The sequence below is a fragment of the Limosilactobacillus gastricus PS3 genome, assembly GCF_000247775.1.
Taxonomy (GTDB): Bacteria; Bacillota; Bacilli; order Lactobacillales; family Lactobacillaceae; genus Limosilactobacillus; species Limosilactobacillus gastricus_A.
In genome coordinates, this window is record NZ_AICN01000050.1 from 1 (window position 1) to 16,063 (window position 16,063).

17 protein-coding genes, 2 pseudogenes and 1 other annotated feature are annotated in these 16,063 nt (G+C 41.1%); of the genes and pseudogenes, 9 read left to right on the forward strand and 10 right to left on the reverse strand.

Annotated elements, in window-relative coordinates; all coding sequences use genetic code 11:
* Positions 1-402, forward strand: a pseudogene (locus tag PS3_RS05790) (amino acid permease); the annotation flags it as partial.
* A 65-nt stretch (positions 403-467) separates the two neighbouring features.
* On the opposite strand, the gene PS3_RS05795 reads toward PS3_RS05790, so the two are convergent.
* Positions 468-1,028: a TetR/AcrR family transcriptional regulator gene (locus tag PS3_RS05795; protein ID WP_040468336.1), complete on the reverse strand. Its 561-nt coding sequence runs from the start codon at positions 1,026-1,028 to the stop codon at positions 468-470.
* A gap of 188 nt (positions 1,029-1,216) precedes the next feature.
* Between PS3_RS05795 and PS3_RS05800 the strand changes: the two genes are divergently transcribed.
* The 4 genes from PS3_RS05800 to PS3_RS10495 all read left to right on the forward strand — a co-directional run bounded on the left by PS3_RS05800 (position 1,217) and on the right by PS3_RS10495 (position 3,716).
* Positions 1,217-1,945 carry an ABC transporter ATP-binding protein gene (locus PS3_RS05800; protein ID WP_007122340.1) on the forward strand — a complete coding sequence of 243 codons (729 nt, stop codon included), beginning with the start codon at positions 1,217-1,219 and terminating at the stop codon, positions 1,943-1,945.
* On the forward strand, positions 1,945-3,045 hold the full coding sequence (locus PS3_RS05805; protein ID WP_007122341.1) for an ABC transporter permease: 1,101 nt from the start codon (positions 1,945-1,947) through the stop codon (positions 3,043-3,045). The genes PS3_RS05800 and PS3_RS05805 overlap by 1 nt, the downstream gene beginning before the upstream one ends.
* Positions 3,046-3,056: 11 nt before the next feature.
* On the forward strand, positions 3,057-3,440 hold the full coding sequence (locus PS3_RS05810; protein ID WP_040468345.1) for a TetR/AcrR family transcriptional regulator: 384 nt from the start codon (positions 3,057-3,059) through the stop codon (positions 3,438-3,440).
* 129 nt (positions 3,441-3,569) lie between these two features.
* Entirely contained in the window at positions 3,570-3,716 is a 147-nt protein-coding gene (locus PS3_RS10495; protein ID WP_176662263.1) for a hypothetical protein, read from the forward strand.
* Between the two features lie 64 nt (positions 3,717-3,780).
* Here the strand turns inward: PS3_RS10495 and PS3_RS05815 are convergent, their stop codons facing one another.
* The 3 genes from PS3_RS05815 to asnB all read right to left on the reverse strand — a co-directional run bounded on the left by PS3_RS05815 (position 3,781) and on the right by asnB (position 7,843).
* Positions 3,781-5,067, reverse strand: coding sequence for an ammonium transporter (locus PS3_RS05815; RefSeq protein ID WP_007122342.1), 1,287 nt, complete (start codon positions 5,065-5,067; stop codon positions 3,781-3,783).
* Between the two features lie 209 nt (positions 5,068-5,276).
* Positions 5,277-6,197 carry a DMT family transporter gene (locus PS3_RS05820; protein WP_040468338.1) on the reverse strand — a complete coding sequence of 307 codons (921 nt, stop codon included), beginning with the start codon at positions 6,195-6,197 and terminating at the stop codon, positions 5,277-5,279.
* 53 nt (positions 6,198-6,250) lie between these two features.
* Positions 6,251-7,843, reverse strand: a complete 1,593-nt coding sequence (gene asnB, locus PS3_RS05825; protein ID WP_007122343.1) for an asparagine synthase B — start codon at positions 7,841-7,843, stop codon at positions 6,251-6,253.
* 62 nt (positions 7,844-7,905) lie between these two features.
* Positions 7,906-8,162, reverse strand: a binding site (T-box leader).
* A gap of 160 nt (positions 8,163-8,322) precedes the next feature.
* Here asnB and PS3_RS05830 point away from each other — a divergent pair.
* The 3 genes from PS3_RS05830 to PS3_RS05840 all read left to right on the forward strand — a co-directional run bounded on the left by PS3_RS05830 (position 8,323) and on the right by PS3_RS05840 (position 10,959).
* On the forward strand, positions 8,323-9,186 hold the full coding sequence (locus PS3_RS05830) for an aldo/keto reductase (RefSeq protein ID WP_007122344.1): 864 nt from the start codon (positions 8,323-8,325) through the stop codon (positions 9,184-9,186).
* A 137-nt stretch (positions 9,187-9,323) separates the two neighbouring features.
* On the forward strand, positions 9,324-9,950 hold the full coding sequence (locus PS3_RS05835; protein ID WP_007122345.1) for an NAD(P)H-hydrate epimerase: 627 nt from the start codon (positions 9,324-9,326) through the stop codon (positions 9,948-9,950).
* A 19-nt stretch (positions 9,951-9,969) separates the two neighbouring features.
* A complete protein-coding gene (locus tag PS3_RS05840) occupies positions 9,970-10,959 on the forward strand; it encodes a D-2-hydroxyacid dehydrogenase (protein ID WP_007122346.1) in 990 nt (329 codons plus the stop codon).
* Positions 10,960-11,253: 294 nt separating this feature from the next.
* Here PS3_RS05840 and PS3_RS05845 read toward each other — a convergent pair whose 3' ends face one another.
* Both PS3_RS05845 and PS3_RS05850 read right to left on the reverse strand, forming a co-directional pair.
* Positions 11,254-12,024, reverse strand: coding sequence for an ABC transporter permease (locus tag PS3_RS05845; protein ID WP_040468340.1), 771 nt, complete (start codon positions 12,022-12,024; stop codon positions 11,254-11,256).
* Positions 12,025-12,037: 13 nt separating this feature from the next.
* Positions 12,038-12,949: an ABC transporter ATP-binding protein gene (locus PS3_RS05850; protein ID WP_007122347.1), complete on the reverse strand. Its 912-nt coding sequence runs from the start codon at positions 12,947-12,949 to the stop codon at positions 12,038-12,040.
* A gap of 87 nt (positions 12,950-13,036) precedes the next feature.
* Here PS3_RS05850 and PS3_RS10135 point away from each other — a divergent pair.
* A pseudogene (locus tag PS3_RS10135) lies at positions 13,037-13,162 on the forward strand (transposase); the annotation flags it as partial.
* Positions 13,163-13,238: 76 nt separating this feature from the next.
* Here PS3_RS10135 and PS3_RS05855 read toward each other — a convergent pair.
* From PS3_RS05855 to PS3_RS05870, 4 genes are all read right to left on the reverse strand, one after another.
* Positions 13,239-13,814 (reverse strand): TetR/AcrR family transcriptional regulator, encoded by a 576-nt coding sequence (locus PS3_RS05855; protein ID WP_040468342.1) that lies wholly within the window; start codon positions 13,812-13,814, stop codon positions 13,239-13,241.
* Between the two features lie 42 nt (positions 13,815-13,856).
* On the reverse strand, positions 13,857-14,723 hold the full coding sequence (locus PS3_RS05860; protein ID WP_040468343.1) for an aldo/keto reductase: 867 nt from the start codon (positions 14,721-14,723) through the stop codon (positions 13,857-13,859).
* Positions 14,724-14,763: 40 nt separating this feature from the next.
* Complete coding sequence (locus PS3_RS05865) at positions 14,764-15,318, reverse strand: sugar O-acetyltransferase (protein ID WP_007122349.1); 555 nt, start codon at positions 15,316-15,318, stop codon at positions 14,764-14,766.
* Between the two features lie 141 nt (positions 15,319-15,459).
* Positions 15,460-16,023, reverse strand: coding sequence for a DNA-3-methyladenine glycosylase I (locus PS3_RS05870; RefSeq protein WP_100207292.1), 564 nt, complete (start codon positions 16,021-16,023; stop codon positions 15,460-15,462).
* Between the last annotated feature and the right edge of the window lie 40 nt (positions 16,024-16,063).

Consider the following 16,063-nt stretch of genomic DNA (forward strand, 5'->3'; position numbering starts at 1 on the left):
AAAACCAATCGGCGCGGCATCCCGGTGATCGCTCTAGCGCTTAGTATGATCGGCGGCATTTTATCGCTTCTTTCCAGCATCTACGCCGCTGACACGATCTACCTCGTACTCGTCTCAATTTCTGGATTAGCCGTGGTCATTGTCTGGATGGCTATCGCCCTAGCCCAAATCAACTTTCACAAACGTTTCTTAGCATCTGGGCATCAGCTGAGCGAATTAAAATTCCGGACACCGTGGTATCCCATCATTCCTTGGTTTGCTTTCATTGCCTCTTTAGCCTCTTGTCTGTTGATCTGGTTTGATCCATCCCAACGAATTGCCCTCTATTGCACGATTCCCTTCGTGATTATTTGTTATTGCTTGCATCACTTTTATGCTAAATACCCGCATCGCGCTAAGTAGTTACTTCAATTACCGATAGCTCCAAATAGGCCGGGAGGAAACAAATTGTTTCTTTCCGGCCTTATTTACTCTGATAATAGAATTGAAAATTGTCCAACATTATTAATAAAGGTTTCATCATCAAAACCATTTTCGTCTAGTAAGGCAACGTCAACATACCCTAGACAAAGATATACGAAACTTTGCGCAAAAACGTCAATATCAATCGCCAATTGATAATCATTATCATTAATGACATTAAAAGTTAAATCATAAAAATTGTCGATCAAGGCGTCTAATTGGGAGATGGATTTTGCATCCGGCGAATTACTAACTTCATTTCCCAAAACAATGATCTCGGGATGGTCACTAACATACTGGCAAAAGAGCTGCGCAACCGCCCGCATGTCAGAAACGAAATCCCCTTTAGACTGAAAATTAGCCCCTAATTGTTCGATGGATTGGTGCCCTTCTTCCACCACCGTATCAATAATTTCTTGCTTTGTTTTAAAATAACGGAAGATCGTCCCCTCATTTAAATTAGCCTGCTCAGCAATTTTCCGGGTCGTCGTCCCCTTAATGCCATTTTGTACCGCTAAAATCCGAAATGCCCGAATGATTCGCCGCCGGGTTTCTTCGACTGCCATTTCTCTCTCCCTTCTGGTTAAGTAAGCAACTACTTACGTTAATTATTACTAATTATTATATACTATCTGAGATACAATCACAAACGCACTTGAATAATTATCCACTTGAATTTGACAGTAAGTAAACACTCACTTATAATATTTTTAAGTTTAGGTGAGTAATCACTTACCAAAGGAGAAGATAGATTATGACCGCTAGAATCTTATTAACTAATTTGCAAAAATCTTTTGGCTCCCAACAAGTCTTAGCTGGCATTAACTTTGATGTTGAACCTGGTGAAATCGTGGGCCTGATTGGGCCGTCTGGAGCTGGTAAATCCACCGCTATTAAAACCATGTTGGGCATGGAAAAAGCGGATGGTGGTGAGGCCTTGGTCCTTGATCATCATATGCCTAACCGTCAAATCTTAGGCGAGATTGGCTATATGGCTCAATCAGACGCCTTGTATGAATCTTTAACAGCACGGGAAAATATGCGGTTTTTCGGTCAAATGCGCGGACTTAGTCACCAAGAACTAGCTCCCCAAATTGAAGCGGCCGCTAAAGTTGTTCAATTAACCCCTGATCTTGATAAACGGGTAAGTGGCTACTCCGGTGGAATGAAACGACGCTTATCCTTAGCCATTGCTTTTCTTGGCAATCCACCGCTCCTCATTTTAGATGAACCCACGGTTGGGATCGATCCGGCCTTACGTCGCCAAATTTGGACCGATTTAAAGCGTCTTCGTGATCAGGGAACTAGTATCCTTGTCACCACTCACGTTATGGATGAAGCAGAGTTAACTGACCGGGTTGCTTTACTCATCAACAGTCAAATTATCGCTTTTGATACCCCGCAACAACTTAAAAGACAATACCAGGTTGATTCAATTGAAGAAGTCTTTTTAGCTGCTGAACAACCGAAGGAGAAAGACTAATGAAAAAAACTCTAGCCATTGCCATGCGGGTTCTGAAACAATTATTGCGCGACAAACGCACACTGGCATTAATGTTCATCGCGCCGATTTTAATTATGTGGTTACTAAACGTAATGTTTTCCGCTAATACCACGACCAACGTCAAATTAGCCACCGTTGATCTCGATTCCGCGCTTGTTACCCAACTTGATCAAACTAAACACGTAACCGTCAAAGAATACCAGTCCAAGGCTCAAGCCAACCGGACTGTCAAAAATGATCGTGCCGACGCCGCTATCGTCCAAACTTCAACCAATCATTACTCAATCACTTATGCAAACACCGACTCTTCGAAAACTACCATGACCAAACAGGTCTTCCAACAAGCTCTAACTAAAGTTGGTGTTCGTCAACTCACTACCACGATGCAAACCATGGCTAAAGCAACTGGAACTTCAGTGCCATCAGCAACCACCTCGACAAAGATTACTAATCACTATGACTATGGTAATAGTGATACCGGCTTCTTCACGAAGATGGTTCCAATCTTAATGTCCTTCTTCATCTTTTTCTTCGTCTTCTTGATTTCAGGAATGGCCCTCTTAAACGAACGAACCACGGGAACTTTAGATCGTCTCTTAGCAACACCCGTTCGTCGTGCCGAAATCGTTTTTGGTTATATGCTGAGTTATGGACTCGTGGCGATTGTTCAAACGATCGTTATTGTTTGGGCTACGATTGGGCTATTAAACATCGAAGTTGTCGGCAGTATTTTTAGTATCGTAATCATTACCGCCATCTTAGCCTTTGTTGCCCTCGCCTTTGGGATTTTAATGTCGACCTTTGCCAATTCGGAGTTCCAAATGATGCAATTCATCCCACTGGTAATTGTTCCTCAGGTCTTCTTCTCAGGAATAATTCCTTTGGATCAAATGGCTTCTTGGGTGCAAGTCATCGGTAAAATTCTCCCAATTACCTATGCCGGGGATGCCCTTAGTCAAATCATCCTTCATGGAACTTCCATCACCGATTTAGGGGGTGACATATTAGCCTTACTAATCTTCTTGATAATTTTAACGACAGCTAATATTCTAGGAATGAAGCGTTATCGAAAAGTTTAGGAGCTTAGATCATGACCGAAAAAAATTTCACCAACTACTTCGCCGATTGGATCAGCGCTCAGGCATTCCCTCCTGGCAAACAAAAAGCGTTACTCGCAGCTAGCGAGCTCTTCAGCCAACAGGGCTACGATGCCACCTCTACCGCCCAAATCGCTAAAAAGGCCGGAATAAGTGAAGCTACGATCTTTAAATACTTCAAAACCAAGCGGGCCCTATTAATGACGGTTTTATCGCCAATGAGCGATGGCTTAATCCCCAGCATTCAAACTGATTTTTGGAATGACTTTAAACAACAAAAGTTCAATTCCGCCACTGACCTTCTACATGCCCTAGTCACTGATCGAGTCCAGTATTTCCAACAAAATATCGTCATTGCACCCATCTTGATGGATTAACTGCTGGTCAATCCATCATTAAGAGACCAAGTCCGTCAACAAATTTTTAATACCATCGAGGATCAATTCCCGACCTTTAATCATTCCTTTCAAACACTATATGGTCACCTGTTTCCTAAGAATTTAAAGTTGGAAACCATCTTCGTTAATCTCATGCGTCTCCTAATTGGTGATTTCATCCAGACGATCGTCCTAGATACGGTTGATCAGATTGATTGGGACCATGAAATTGATATCTTAACACAGCAACTAATTGTTTCTCTTCCGCAAAAATAAAAAGCTGGTGGAATCATCTATGTGCTCCCAAGAGCATCCCAAGATGATTCCGCCAGCTTATTTTTTATGGTCGTTTCAGCCAACTTAATTGACCCCTAAACTCATCAGGGTGTTGCGAGATATCCCGCCGTGGTCCTTGGTTATCGTCGACCATTTCACCGTGTTCGGCAATATCCAAGCCCAGATATTCATCCTTTTTCGTAACCCGCATTGGAATAAATTGTTTCAAGACCCAGGTCACGATTGAAACCCCTAAACAAACAAAGACCATGGTAGCAATGGTAGCAATGATTTGAACCATCAAGAGATGGCTCCCACCACCATAGAAGAGACCATCCGTCGTAACAGCGGAGTTCACATGGTGAGTGGCAAATAATCCGGTCGCAATCGAACCCCAGATCCCACTCATCCCATGACAACCAAAGGCATCCAAAGGATCATCAAACTTTAATTTAGGCTTCGCATATTCGACAAAGACATAAGAAACTATTGTAGCGATCATGCCGATCCAAAAGGCACCTGCCAAAGTCACATAACCAGCTGCGGGTGTAATCCCCACAAGGCCACACAAGGTTCCGGTACAGGTTCCGACCAAGGTAACCCGTTTTTTCAAGTAAACTTCAATGATCATCCAAGCAACCATCGAGGTAGCGGCCGCAATCGTGGTGGTGAAGACCGCTTGTAAGGCCACTGAGTTAACGGCTAGGGCTGATCCGGCATTAAAACCATACCAACCAATCCAAAGAATAGTTGTCCCTAATAAAACCCAGGGTAAGTTATAGTGTTGGGATTCACGCTTGGTTCGTGGTCCTAGCCAGATTGACAACATCAAAGCCGTGACCCCAGCGTTAATATGAACCACGGTCCCTCCGGCAAAATCCAGCGTTCCTAATTTTGCTAACCAACCATCCGCTGACCAAACTAAATGGACCATCGGATAGTAGATGAACAAGGACCAAATAATGATGAACCAAACTAAGAAGCGAAAGTTAATCCGCCCCACCACGGCCCCAATGAAGAGGGCTGGTGTAATAATCGCGAACATCATTTGGAATAAGGAATACACTCCGGTTGTGATTCCAGTATCCATGACGTGGTTTAGCGCCACCCCGTGAAAAAAAACGGCCTTAAGGTTCCCGATGACACCACCAAGATCACCACTAAAGGCTAAGGAATAGCCACAAGCAAACCATAGAACAATGGCGAGTCCACAAATGAAGAAAACCGACAGCATCGTATTGACCACGTTTCGCCGGGAGACTAATCCACCGTAAAAAAACGCCAGACCAGGGGTCATGAAGAGTACTAAAATACTCGATAAAATTAAAAATGATGTGTTAACTGCACTCATAGCATCGCCTCTTTCTCAAACCAAAAAACAAAATTAATAACTACTATTCTAGGGTTTCAACGAAGCGTCTACAATACTTTGCCCAAATTGCGTGATTATCCAATCTCCACACCATAAATCGCTTATTATCTTAATTACCATTCTCATCATACTTTAATAATTAAAGCGAGATTATTCGTCATTGACGAAAATTATCCCGCTTTTAGATATTATTTTTCGGTTTTTCCTTGTAAAAAGTCTGGAACTTGAGCAATGATCACGGCAACAAAAACCAATAGTCCCCCTATGATTTCCCGTCCATTCATAACTTCATTTAAGATAATCCAACCGGCCAATGCCGCAAAAACTGACTCTAAACTCATCGCAATCGACGCCGCGGTCGGTTCCGCATACTGTTGACCAATTACTTGTAAAGTGTAGCCAATCCCACTGGAAACAAAACCCGCATATAAAATGGTTATGAGAGCATCCGTGATGTCGGTCCAGGAAAATTGGTGGAGTCCAAGGGCAAATAGCCCCGCTAATAAACTGGCCGTCGCAAACTGAATTGCCGATAAGACAAGCGAATCCATCCCACGGTAGCGATCAATTACTAATATATGCAAAGTAAACATCAACGCACAGATAATTTCTAACCAATCGGCCAAATAAATATGACCTAACCCATGTTGGACACACAAGAGATACATCCCCACCAAACAAACGACGACGGAAATCATCACGATCCAACTCCGGGTGCGCCCGATGGCCCAAGCAATCACCACCACAAACACCACGTAAACCGAGGTCAAAAAACCCGCTCGTCCTGCAGCAGCTGCGCCTGTTGGGTAAGCAGCAATCCCAATTTGTTGAAAGCTCTCCCCTAAAAATAAGGCGCCACCAATTAAAAAGCCGGGCCACCAATGACTTGATAACTTTAATTTCACAGTTGGCTGGGCGAAGGGGGATGGATAGTGATTGCGCCACCATAGCAATCCTAAGACAAATCCGGTAGCTAATAGGTTTCTGGTGGCATTAAAAGCAAAGGCTCCTAAATGGTTGGAAGCCTCATCTTGGGCCACAAACCCAGTCCCCCATATCAGAGCCACCAAGACTAAAATCAAGGTCCCCTTTAAATTAGTTGATTTCATTTTTTCTCCTAACTAGAAAAGCGCGTCGTGGTTAACCACAACCCGCTTCAAGCTTATTTACCACTATCACCGTAGTTCTTAAGAACCCGTGCACTTGGATCATCCACATCCTTTAATGCATCCCATTCTTTATTTGGCATCCAGAAGTCTTTAATCCATTCGGCTTTGCCAGGGAAGAATTCTTCAAAGATGTCCCGATATAATAATGATTCCTTGGTAAATGGGGTACAGTAGGCATACTTTTCACCAGCTTTTGCCACATCTTCATCCGTGTATTGGCTTTCGGCATATTCTTTTAGATCGTCCACCAATGAATGCCCAACAGCATCACTAAAGGCTGCCTTTTCCCGCAATAAGATGTCGTCTGGTAAGTAATCTTGTCCCGCAAAGGCCTGCCGCAAGAGATACTTCCCTTTACCATAGACATTCATCTTCATGGCCGGATCTAATGACATCACATAGCGTACAAAGTCACGATCCGCAAACGGTACCCGACCTTCTAAAGAGTTGGAAGAAATACAACGATCTGCCCGTAAGACATCGTACATATATAACTCCCGAATCCGTTTTTGTGATTCTTTTTGGAATTCAGCTGGACTTGGTGCATAGTCGGTATACTTGTAGCCAAACATTTCATCTGAACATTCACCAGTCATCAGAACCTTTAAATCGGTGTTTTCATGAATCTTCTTACATAACAGATACATCCCTAGCGAGGCCCGGATGGTTGTAATATCCCAAGTTTCTAAGGCATAAATAACATCACGTAAGGCCCCTAAAACATCTTCTCTAGTCATAATGAATTCAGTATGATCAGTCCCGAGGTAATCAGCAACCTCCCGCGCATACTTAAGATCAATCGGATTCCGATCCATCCCGATCGCAAAGGTCCGCATTGGCACATCCGGTGACAATTTTTTAGCAATCGCACAGACTAGCGAAGAATCGAGCCCACCTGATAATAAGTAACCCAGGGGCGCATCGGCATGAATCCGCTTTTGCACGGCATCGACTAAGCGCAACCGAATTCCTTCCGTCGCTTCTGCTACACTAGCTGTCCGAATTTTCGGACTAAAGGCAGGATCGTTATAGCAGACAAATTTTTCCCCATCATAGTAGTGACCTGGTGGGAACGGGTAGATGCGATCACAAATTTCCATCAGGCTCTTGGCCGTTGATGCAAAGGCAATCTGGTCAGTTTCCGTCAGGTAACCATAAAACATTGGACGAATCCCAATGGGGTCACGGGCTGCCAAAACTTGCTGCGTCGTTTGGTCATACAAGACTAGGGCGAATTCAGCGTCTAACATCTTACACATGACATCCATCCCATACTTTTTGTAAAGTGGAATTAAGACTTCACAATCACTCGTAGACTTAAATTGATAGTCATCTTTAAGGTTATCCTCTAGTTCATGGTAGTTATAGATTTCACCATTACATACTAAGGTCACCCCATCATACTGGAATGGTTGCATCCCATCCGCGGACAAGTCCATAATCGCCAACCGGTTAAAGCCAAACTTTACCAGTCCTTGATCTTCAACCCAAGTCATATCTGGCCCCCGGCGTTCATCACAGGCCAGGGCTTGTTTAAACTTCGTCATATCATACTTTTCAGCACTTACCGTTAAAAATCCACACATAATTTTGACTCCTTAATTTCAAAATCAAACGGGAAATTAAAAAGCCTCCCGTCCATGCATACGCATGGGACGAAAGGCTTTTTTCCGCGGTACCACCCAAATTGTTGAAGTATTAGTCCAACCAACTCTTAAATACGAGTACATTCATACTCGGCCGATGGTAACGGATCGGTGGCCCGTTTAAGCCTACTTTGAGAATCTCATTTGGGTTAAATTATCCGAAAGTGTTCTTCAACCTTCACATGGTTATCGCCTTCTCACTATCGGCGACTCTCTGGTTAAATAATGAAAGTCTACTCGTCTTTCTCATTTAGATTTAATATTTAAACTTATTTTATATAATCTAGACAATTTTCGCAAGCATCTCGGCAATTATTTTTTTACTATACAGAAAACGCATAACAGTATTCGAACAAATTAATATCTTTCTTTATTCAATCAGGTTAAACTAACTAAAAATAACAAAGGAGATTTTAACGATGACAGTTCCTACTTTTACTTTACGTGACGGCAATCAAATTCCTTCTTTTGGCTTTGGGGTTTTCCAAATTCCAGCTGATGGTTCTACTAAAGTAGCAGTTGCTAAAGCTTTAGAACTCGGCTACCGGCATATCGATACCGCAACAGCTTATTTTAACGAAGCCGAAGTTGGCGCAGCTATTCAAGAAAGTGGCATCCCTCGAGAAGAAATTTGGGTTACTACCAAGTTATGGCTCCAAGATTATGCCTATGAAGATGCCAAGAAAGGCATTGATACTTCTTTGACGAAGCTTGGTCTTGATTATGTTGATTTGATGCTTTTACACCAACCTTATGGCGAAGTTGAACAAGCTTGGCAAGCATTAGAAGAGGCCCAAGCCGCTGGGAAGATCAAGTCCATTGGGGTATCCAATATGACACCTAAGATCTACCAAAAGTTCGTCCCTAACTTTAAGACGAAACCAGTAGTAAACCAAGTTGAATTTAACCCTTACTTCCAACAAGAAGAATTACGGCAAACAATGCTAGAAGATGGAGTTGTCATCGAAGCCTGGGCTCCACTTGGTCAAGGTAACGCTGATCTCTTCCAAGAACCCGTACTCCAAGAAATTGCTGAACGCCATCATAAAAATGTCGGTCAAGTCATTTTACGGTTCGAACACCAATTAGGGATCATTGTCTTTCCTAAGTCAACCCACAATGAACGAATTAAATCTAATATTGATATCTTCGACTTTGCTTTAAGTAATGTTGAAATGGATGCGATTAAAGCCCTCGATAAAGGCAAGGGAAGTCATGATCCTGATGCCCCTGGCGTTGGTGAATGGTTATTGAATGCCTTTGACGTGCACGCCAATGATTAAGCTTTAAATGAGCTGGGAAAAAGACAACAATTACAAGTGTGCTCCAAGAAAATTGGGCTGGTAAGAAACCTAAGTTGTTTCTTACCAGCCTCTTTGTTTTATAATAAAGGAAATTAATCAAATTGGAGATGATCGTAATGACAAAGACGGTTACTGCTCAAGAAATGCAAATGGCAGATCAATTTACGATTAATACCATCGGGATTCCGGGGATGGTTTTGATGGAGCGAGCGGCACTTGCGCTGCGGGATATTATTCAAGTTCAATTTACCCATCAATTATCTCAGGTTGTCGTGGTGGCTGGCAGTGGTAATAATGGTGGTGATGGCTTAGCGCTAGCCCGTTTATTACACCTTCAAAAAGTGCCAATCGAAATCCTAAATGTTGGCAATCCTGATCACGCTAGTCAACAGCACCAGGACCAAGATCACATTTGTCAGTATTATCAAATTCCGCAAACCCGGGATATAAAGATTTTAAACCAGGCTAGTTTGATTATTGATGCTATTTTTGGCGTGGGCTTAGATCGACCTATCACCGGCAATTATTTAACGGTAATTAATGCTATTAATCAAGCTACCGCCCCAGTCCTGGCCGTCGATGTTCCTTCGGGGATGAATACGGATACCGGTGAAATCATGGGCGCCGCTGTCCAAGCTAATATGACAGTTACCATGGCTTTTAATAAGCAAGGTCTAACCACGGCAAGCGGTCAGCAATTAGCGGGCGAAGTTGTTATTGCCGACGATATCGGCATCTATTAACACAAAGAAGGTAATAACTATGAAAATCATTATGTATGACACCCATCAACATGAACGGCCTTATGCCCAAATCTGGGCCCAAGCGCACCATCAGGAACTAACCATGGTCGAAGAACCCCTCACCATGGAAACCGTCCACCTGGCTGAAGGTTACGATGGTCTGTCAGTTCAACAAACCATTCAAATTGACAATGACATCTATCCAATGCTAGCTAATTATGGGATTAATCACATCAGTACCCGTACCGCCGGCTTTGATAATTTTGATTTAGCTGTTGCCAAGCAACATGGGATTACGATTACAAATATTCCTAGCTATTCACCACGGGCGATTGCTGAAATGGGGCTCACCCAAGCCATGTATCTGCTCCGTAACATTGGCCGTTTTCATGAACAAATGGACCAAAATCACGACTTTACCTGGAGTGGAAACTTGATTTCCAATGAAATTTACCGGTGTACCGTTGGTCTGATCGGCACTGGCCGTATCGGTACCGCGACCGCGCAAATTTACAAAGCTCTAGGCGCACGAGTACTAGCCTACGATCCGCGCTACCATCCTGAATTAGAACCGTTTGTTGAGTTTGTCGATCGTGATACTATCCTTCGTCAAGCAGATATTATCACCCTCCACACACCCCTTACGACCCAGACAAAGAATATGATTGGCGCGGCTGAACTACGGGTAATGAAACCTACCGCCATTTTAATCAACGTTGCCCGTGGTGGGTTGGTTGATACCCAAGCATTAATTAAGGCTTTACAAGATCACGAGATTGCCGGAGCAGGTTTAGACACTTTAGCTAATGAACAAAATCTCTTTGGACATCAAGTCAGTCCAGACCAAATCCCTGAGGATTATAAGATCCTCAGGGCCATGCCTAACGTTATCATTACTCCCCACGTAGCCTTCTTAACCCAAACAGCGGTCCAAAATTTGGTTCAAATCTCCTTAGATGACACCGTTAAACTGGCGCAAGGACAACGGACCAACCACGCCGTCAATTAAGCTTTTGTCACTATTTTTAAGATTCGAGTCTAGAATTTCTGGGATTGATTTATATCAATCCCAGATTTTTTGTGCAAATATATATCACAAGAAGTGCTTAAAGCTACCATTCCCATAATCTCTAAGACCTGGGAAATGTTTAGATGGATTTGATAAATAGGTCTTATATTGATTGATAACGGGATTATAGATTGTAATAGATACGGATTGTTTTGATTCCTTTTTATTATTGGGAAATAGAAAAAAGATAATCAGCAATGAAGATAATTCCACCTATAATTTTGTATTTCGTAGTTATACCTCCTTATTTGAAAAAATCAACAGTCCAATGGCAAGAAAAATAATGATATAAACTATGTTTCCTAAGACCATTTCGTTCAAGGATAATAGAGTTGTATGTGAAACTGTATGATTTGCAATCTGGTCAGTGTAATTCATGAAATTTAATGGATTCCACTTCATAAAATGCCATTTGCTAACAACAAAATTCATAAATGGACCTATTAATGCAACTGCGAAATAACCTACGATTCCTACAATAATTGCAGTACTTCCTTTTTTTAGCAAAGCTGCAATTAGAAAGACGACACTAAGTATCAGCCATGTAGTTAATAAATCAGCCCAATTAGTTTGTAACCAGTATTGCCATAGTCGACCTCCTTGAACTTTATCTGTCAACGAGAACTTATTTGGAAATAAAACCAGTTTATCGAGGAAGGTAAAAATGGCAAAAAATATATACATAGAGACTGAGTAGATAAGGATAGTAATCCACTTAGAAATCAGTATCCGTTGACGAGAATAAGATTGAAAAAGAATATTTCTGATTGTTCCATATTCAAATTCTGAGGCAACAATTGAAGCGGTTGTACTAATTAAAATTAAAGAGATAAAGGTATTAGCTCCATAATCGGCAACAAACAGTTCCTTAGGTAAGAAATGCTCTGGCATAGCATGGCTCACAATAGAAAGGCCAATATTAATAATGAGTACGAGTAACAAGCAAATCCAGGTACTTGTTTTTTTAATTAGCTTATATAATTCTTGTCTGATTAAAGTAAACATTGGATATCTCCTTCTAAAAGTCCATAAGATTTAAAACAGTTGTCTCTAGGTCGCTATCTTCGTGGTGGATATCTAACACAATAATATTATTTTTCTGAAGTAGAGTAACTGCATATTCAACTTGCTTATCATCTGCTACAAGGATACGAAGAGGTTTCTTATCAGTACCAGGCTCAAACACAGCTTTAGTATCAAATTCAAATCCAACTTCAGAAAGAATTGTTTGTGCCGCGCTGTCATCATTGGTTTTGAGAATGGCAACACGCTTATTGGTAGCTAGGAGGTTCTCCATAGTGTCATTTCTGATGATTTTTCCTTTATTAATTAGGATGACATCATCTGCAAGCTTTTGAAGTTCCGATAACAAGTGACTAGAAATAAGAAATGTCATACCTTCGGATGCTTTTCTTATGATTAAGTTACGTAATTCTTTAGTAGCTTGTGGATCCAGGCCATTCATTGGTTCATCTAAAATAACAAGTTTAGGATTGTTAATCAATGCCATTGCTATACCCAATTTCTGTTTCATACCTAGTGAATAGTTACTAGCTCTTTTTTGGATATATCCTGACATACCTAAATCAGATACCAATTGATTAATGTCATCTTGACTACGTTTTTTTGAGAACATCTTTAAGTGTTCCAGTCCTGAAAGATATGGGTAGATACCAGGATTCTCAATCAAAGCTCCAACAGTACCAGCTACTGGGCCGTTATTAAAACTAACTTCTTTACCGTCAATTTTAATTGAGCCACTACTTTTGATTAATCCAAGGACAGACTTCATAATCGTAATTTTTCCAACGCCATTTGGTCCAATAAGTCCGACAATTCGACCCATTTTACAGTCAAAACTTACATCAAATAGAACCTGTCTTTTTTTGAAATTTTTATTTAATTGTTTTACAGATAGAATACTGGTCATCGTACTATTTCTCCTTTATTTATAACCCCATAGTTGTATTATATGACCATAATACGTAATTTTATATAGGCTATTCATAAATAGATTAAATTTGAATACTACAATGGTCCACTAGAAGGTATTAACTGTAAGATAAAGTCCCTTAAACGCGGCTATTATGGCTTCTCAAACATTGAATATTTATTCAAACGTATTGATTGTATATTTGCATAGAAATTAAAAAAAACCACTCCCAACATTAGGAGTGGTTTACAGGTCCATCAATACCAGTTGACGGGGACCCCCTCTTTTATACTTTCGGGAAAAATCCCTGCACGCCACCGAGTTGGAGGCGGTTGAGGATTGCTAAAACCTCGTCAATCGGCATCTGCTTACCATCTTCTACCCATTTTCGATAAGCGGCTAGCGTGGTCCCACGAATAAAGGACAATAGTAGCGTCTTTTCAAAACTCGATAAACGTTGATAGCTCGCTGATTTTTGCCAACTGTGATCATTGACCGTCTGAATCATTTGGTTACGGATCCTTTCCCAACTTGTATCAAGGGTAATCCGCTCATATGCAGCCCCTTGCTCAATTGAATACTCGAAAAAGATACGATTAACCTCACTAAGATCCTTTGGTAACTCTAATCCGGCAATCCGCTTTAGATAACCAGCACTCATCTCATCTTGCATTTCGGTAACCAGAGCATCCATAGTTTCATAATAGTTATAAAAAGTCTTTTTGTTAATCTGGGCTCGCTCACAAAGTTCCTTAACCTTGATCCTTCCATATGGTTTCTCACAAATTAGCTCACTAAAGCTCTTTTTAATTGCTTCAATGGTTTTGATAACCCGAAGATCTTCATTCCCCGTTAAAATCATCTATTGACCTCGTAGCACGACTAAATTTATTTTGTCTTTATTTTAATCTTCCGGTGCCCAATTACCTAAAGTTTTAATCTGTTCCTCTAGAGAAACGTTATAGTAACGCTTCTTCCCGTCCAATTTGGCGATTTCAGCCATTTCCGCATCCGATAAAGAGAAATCGAAAATATCAAAGTTATCCTTCATATGTTGTGGATTAGTAGTCTTAGGAAAGACAATATTTCCAATTTGAATATGCCAACGCAAGACGATTTGTGCATTCGTTTTACCATACTTTTGCCCTAACTTGGTAAAAATAGGTTCATTCAACAAATCAGTCGCCCCATGCCCAAGCGGGTACCAACTTTCAATCACAGTTCCATAATCAGCAATCCGGTTTTTTAATTCCGTTTGTTGCCAATAAGGATGACATTCAACCTGTAAAACGGCCGGTTTGATCGTGGCGGCTGCCATTAAATCTTCCAAATTATTTGATTCAAAATTTGAAATCCCAATCGAACGAACCTTACCGGCTTGGACTGCTTTCTCCATATCCTGCCAAGCCCCTTTATAATCGCCAAATTGTTGATGCAAGAGTAATAAATCAATGTAGCCAACATTAAGACGGTCAAGCATCTTATCAATAGCTGCCGCTGTCTTTCCTTCCCCGTATTCAGAAGGCCACAGTTTTGAGGTCACCCATACATCCTCGCGACTTACGATTCCTTCACTGATGGCACGATTTATCGCTTGTCCCACCGAACGTTCATTTCGATAAGCATGGGCCGTATCAATATGCCGAATCCCCATTTTTAAAGCATCGTACACGGCCGTTTCCGTTTCACTTCCTGCGGGAACCATGTATACACCTAAACCAAACTGAGGAATCAGATTTCCATCATTTAACTTTACCATTGTTTGTTGCATTTTATTTTCTCCTCGTATTCTATAAATATGTTCCTATTGATTATTCTATTGTCTTAATAACCCGAGCCGGATTACCAACAGCTATCGAATGAGCTGGGATATCCTTAGTTACCACTGTTCCGGTTCCAATCACGGCACCATCACCGATCGTAACTCCAGGAAGAATATTCACTCTTGCCCCAATCCAAACATTTTTGCCAATGTGAATCTCTTTTGTACTCATCTTCCCAACATCATGCGGATCATGGTTTGTCGTAAAAAAGCCGACATCGGGACCAATCATGGTTCCATCATCAATGAAAATAGAGCCGATTGACATCATGGTAAGTCCAGAATTAATAAAAACATTCTTACCTAAATGTAAACAACATCCCATATCAATTTGAAAAGGTGGGGTGATGAAGCAATTATCTCGCTGATTGATCACCAACTCTTTTTCTAATGTCGTAATTTGATTAACCTTATCGGGATCAGTCTGATTAATCTTCCAGCACAAGTGCCGACAACGTTGCATTTCTGTAAGGGCTTCTTTTACATATTGGGGATCTCGTAAATCGATTATTTCACCGTTTCTAAATCGTTCAAAAATATCCATTTTTTTATTCCTTTCTATTCATTACTAACGAGTTTAAGCAACCATGGTTACTTTATACTCAAAGAATATCACTAGACACGAAAGTGAAAAATGGTCACTTGTTGCTAAATCGGCGAGTAAGTAACTATTCTCAAGTTTGAGTTACTTATTATTTACCCCACCAATCTGATCATGAACAATACAATCAACTAAATGATCGTTAACTACTCCGGCTGCTTGCATAAATGAGTAGACGGTAGTGGGACCAAAAAATTTGAAACCTGCTGATTTTAAGTCATTACTCAGCTGGATTGCTACGGGAGAGCTTGTGGGTACTTGATCAATTCTATGTACTTGATGATCAATCGTTTTATTGTCCACTAAGGACCATACAAGTTGGTTTAATCCACCGGTTTCTTGTATTGCTTGCATCCGGGATGCATTATGTAAAACCGCTTCGATTTTACGTCGATAACGAATGATCCCTGAATTTTGCATCAAAAGATCGACGTCTAATTGAGACATGCGGCTAAAATCAAAATTCAGGAAGGCTTGCCGGATCGTTTCCCGCTTTTTTAGAACAATCGCCCAACTTAAACCGGCTTGAAACATTTCTAGCGTTAAAATTTCAAATAATTTTTGTTCGTTATGTACTGGTCGGTCCCATTCGTAGTCGTGATAATTTTGCATTAGCGGCGTCGATTGCGCCCAATCACATCGCTTTATCATTTCAAACCTCAAAATTTTAGATTAAAAAAGCGCCGCC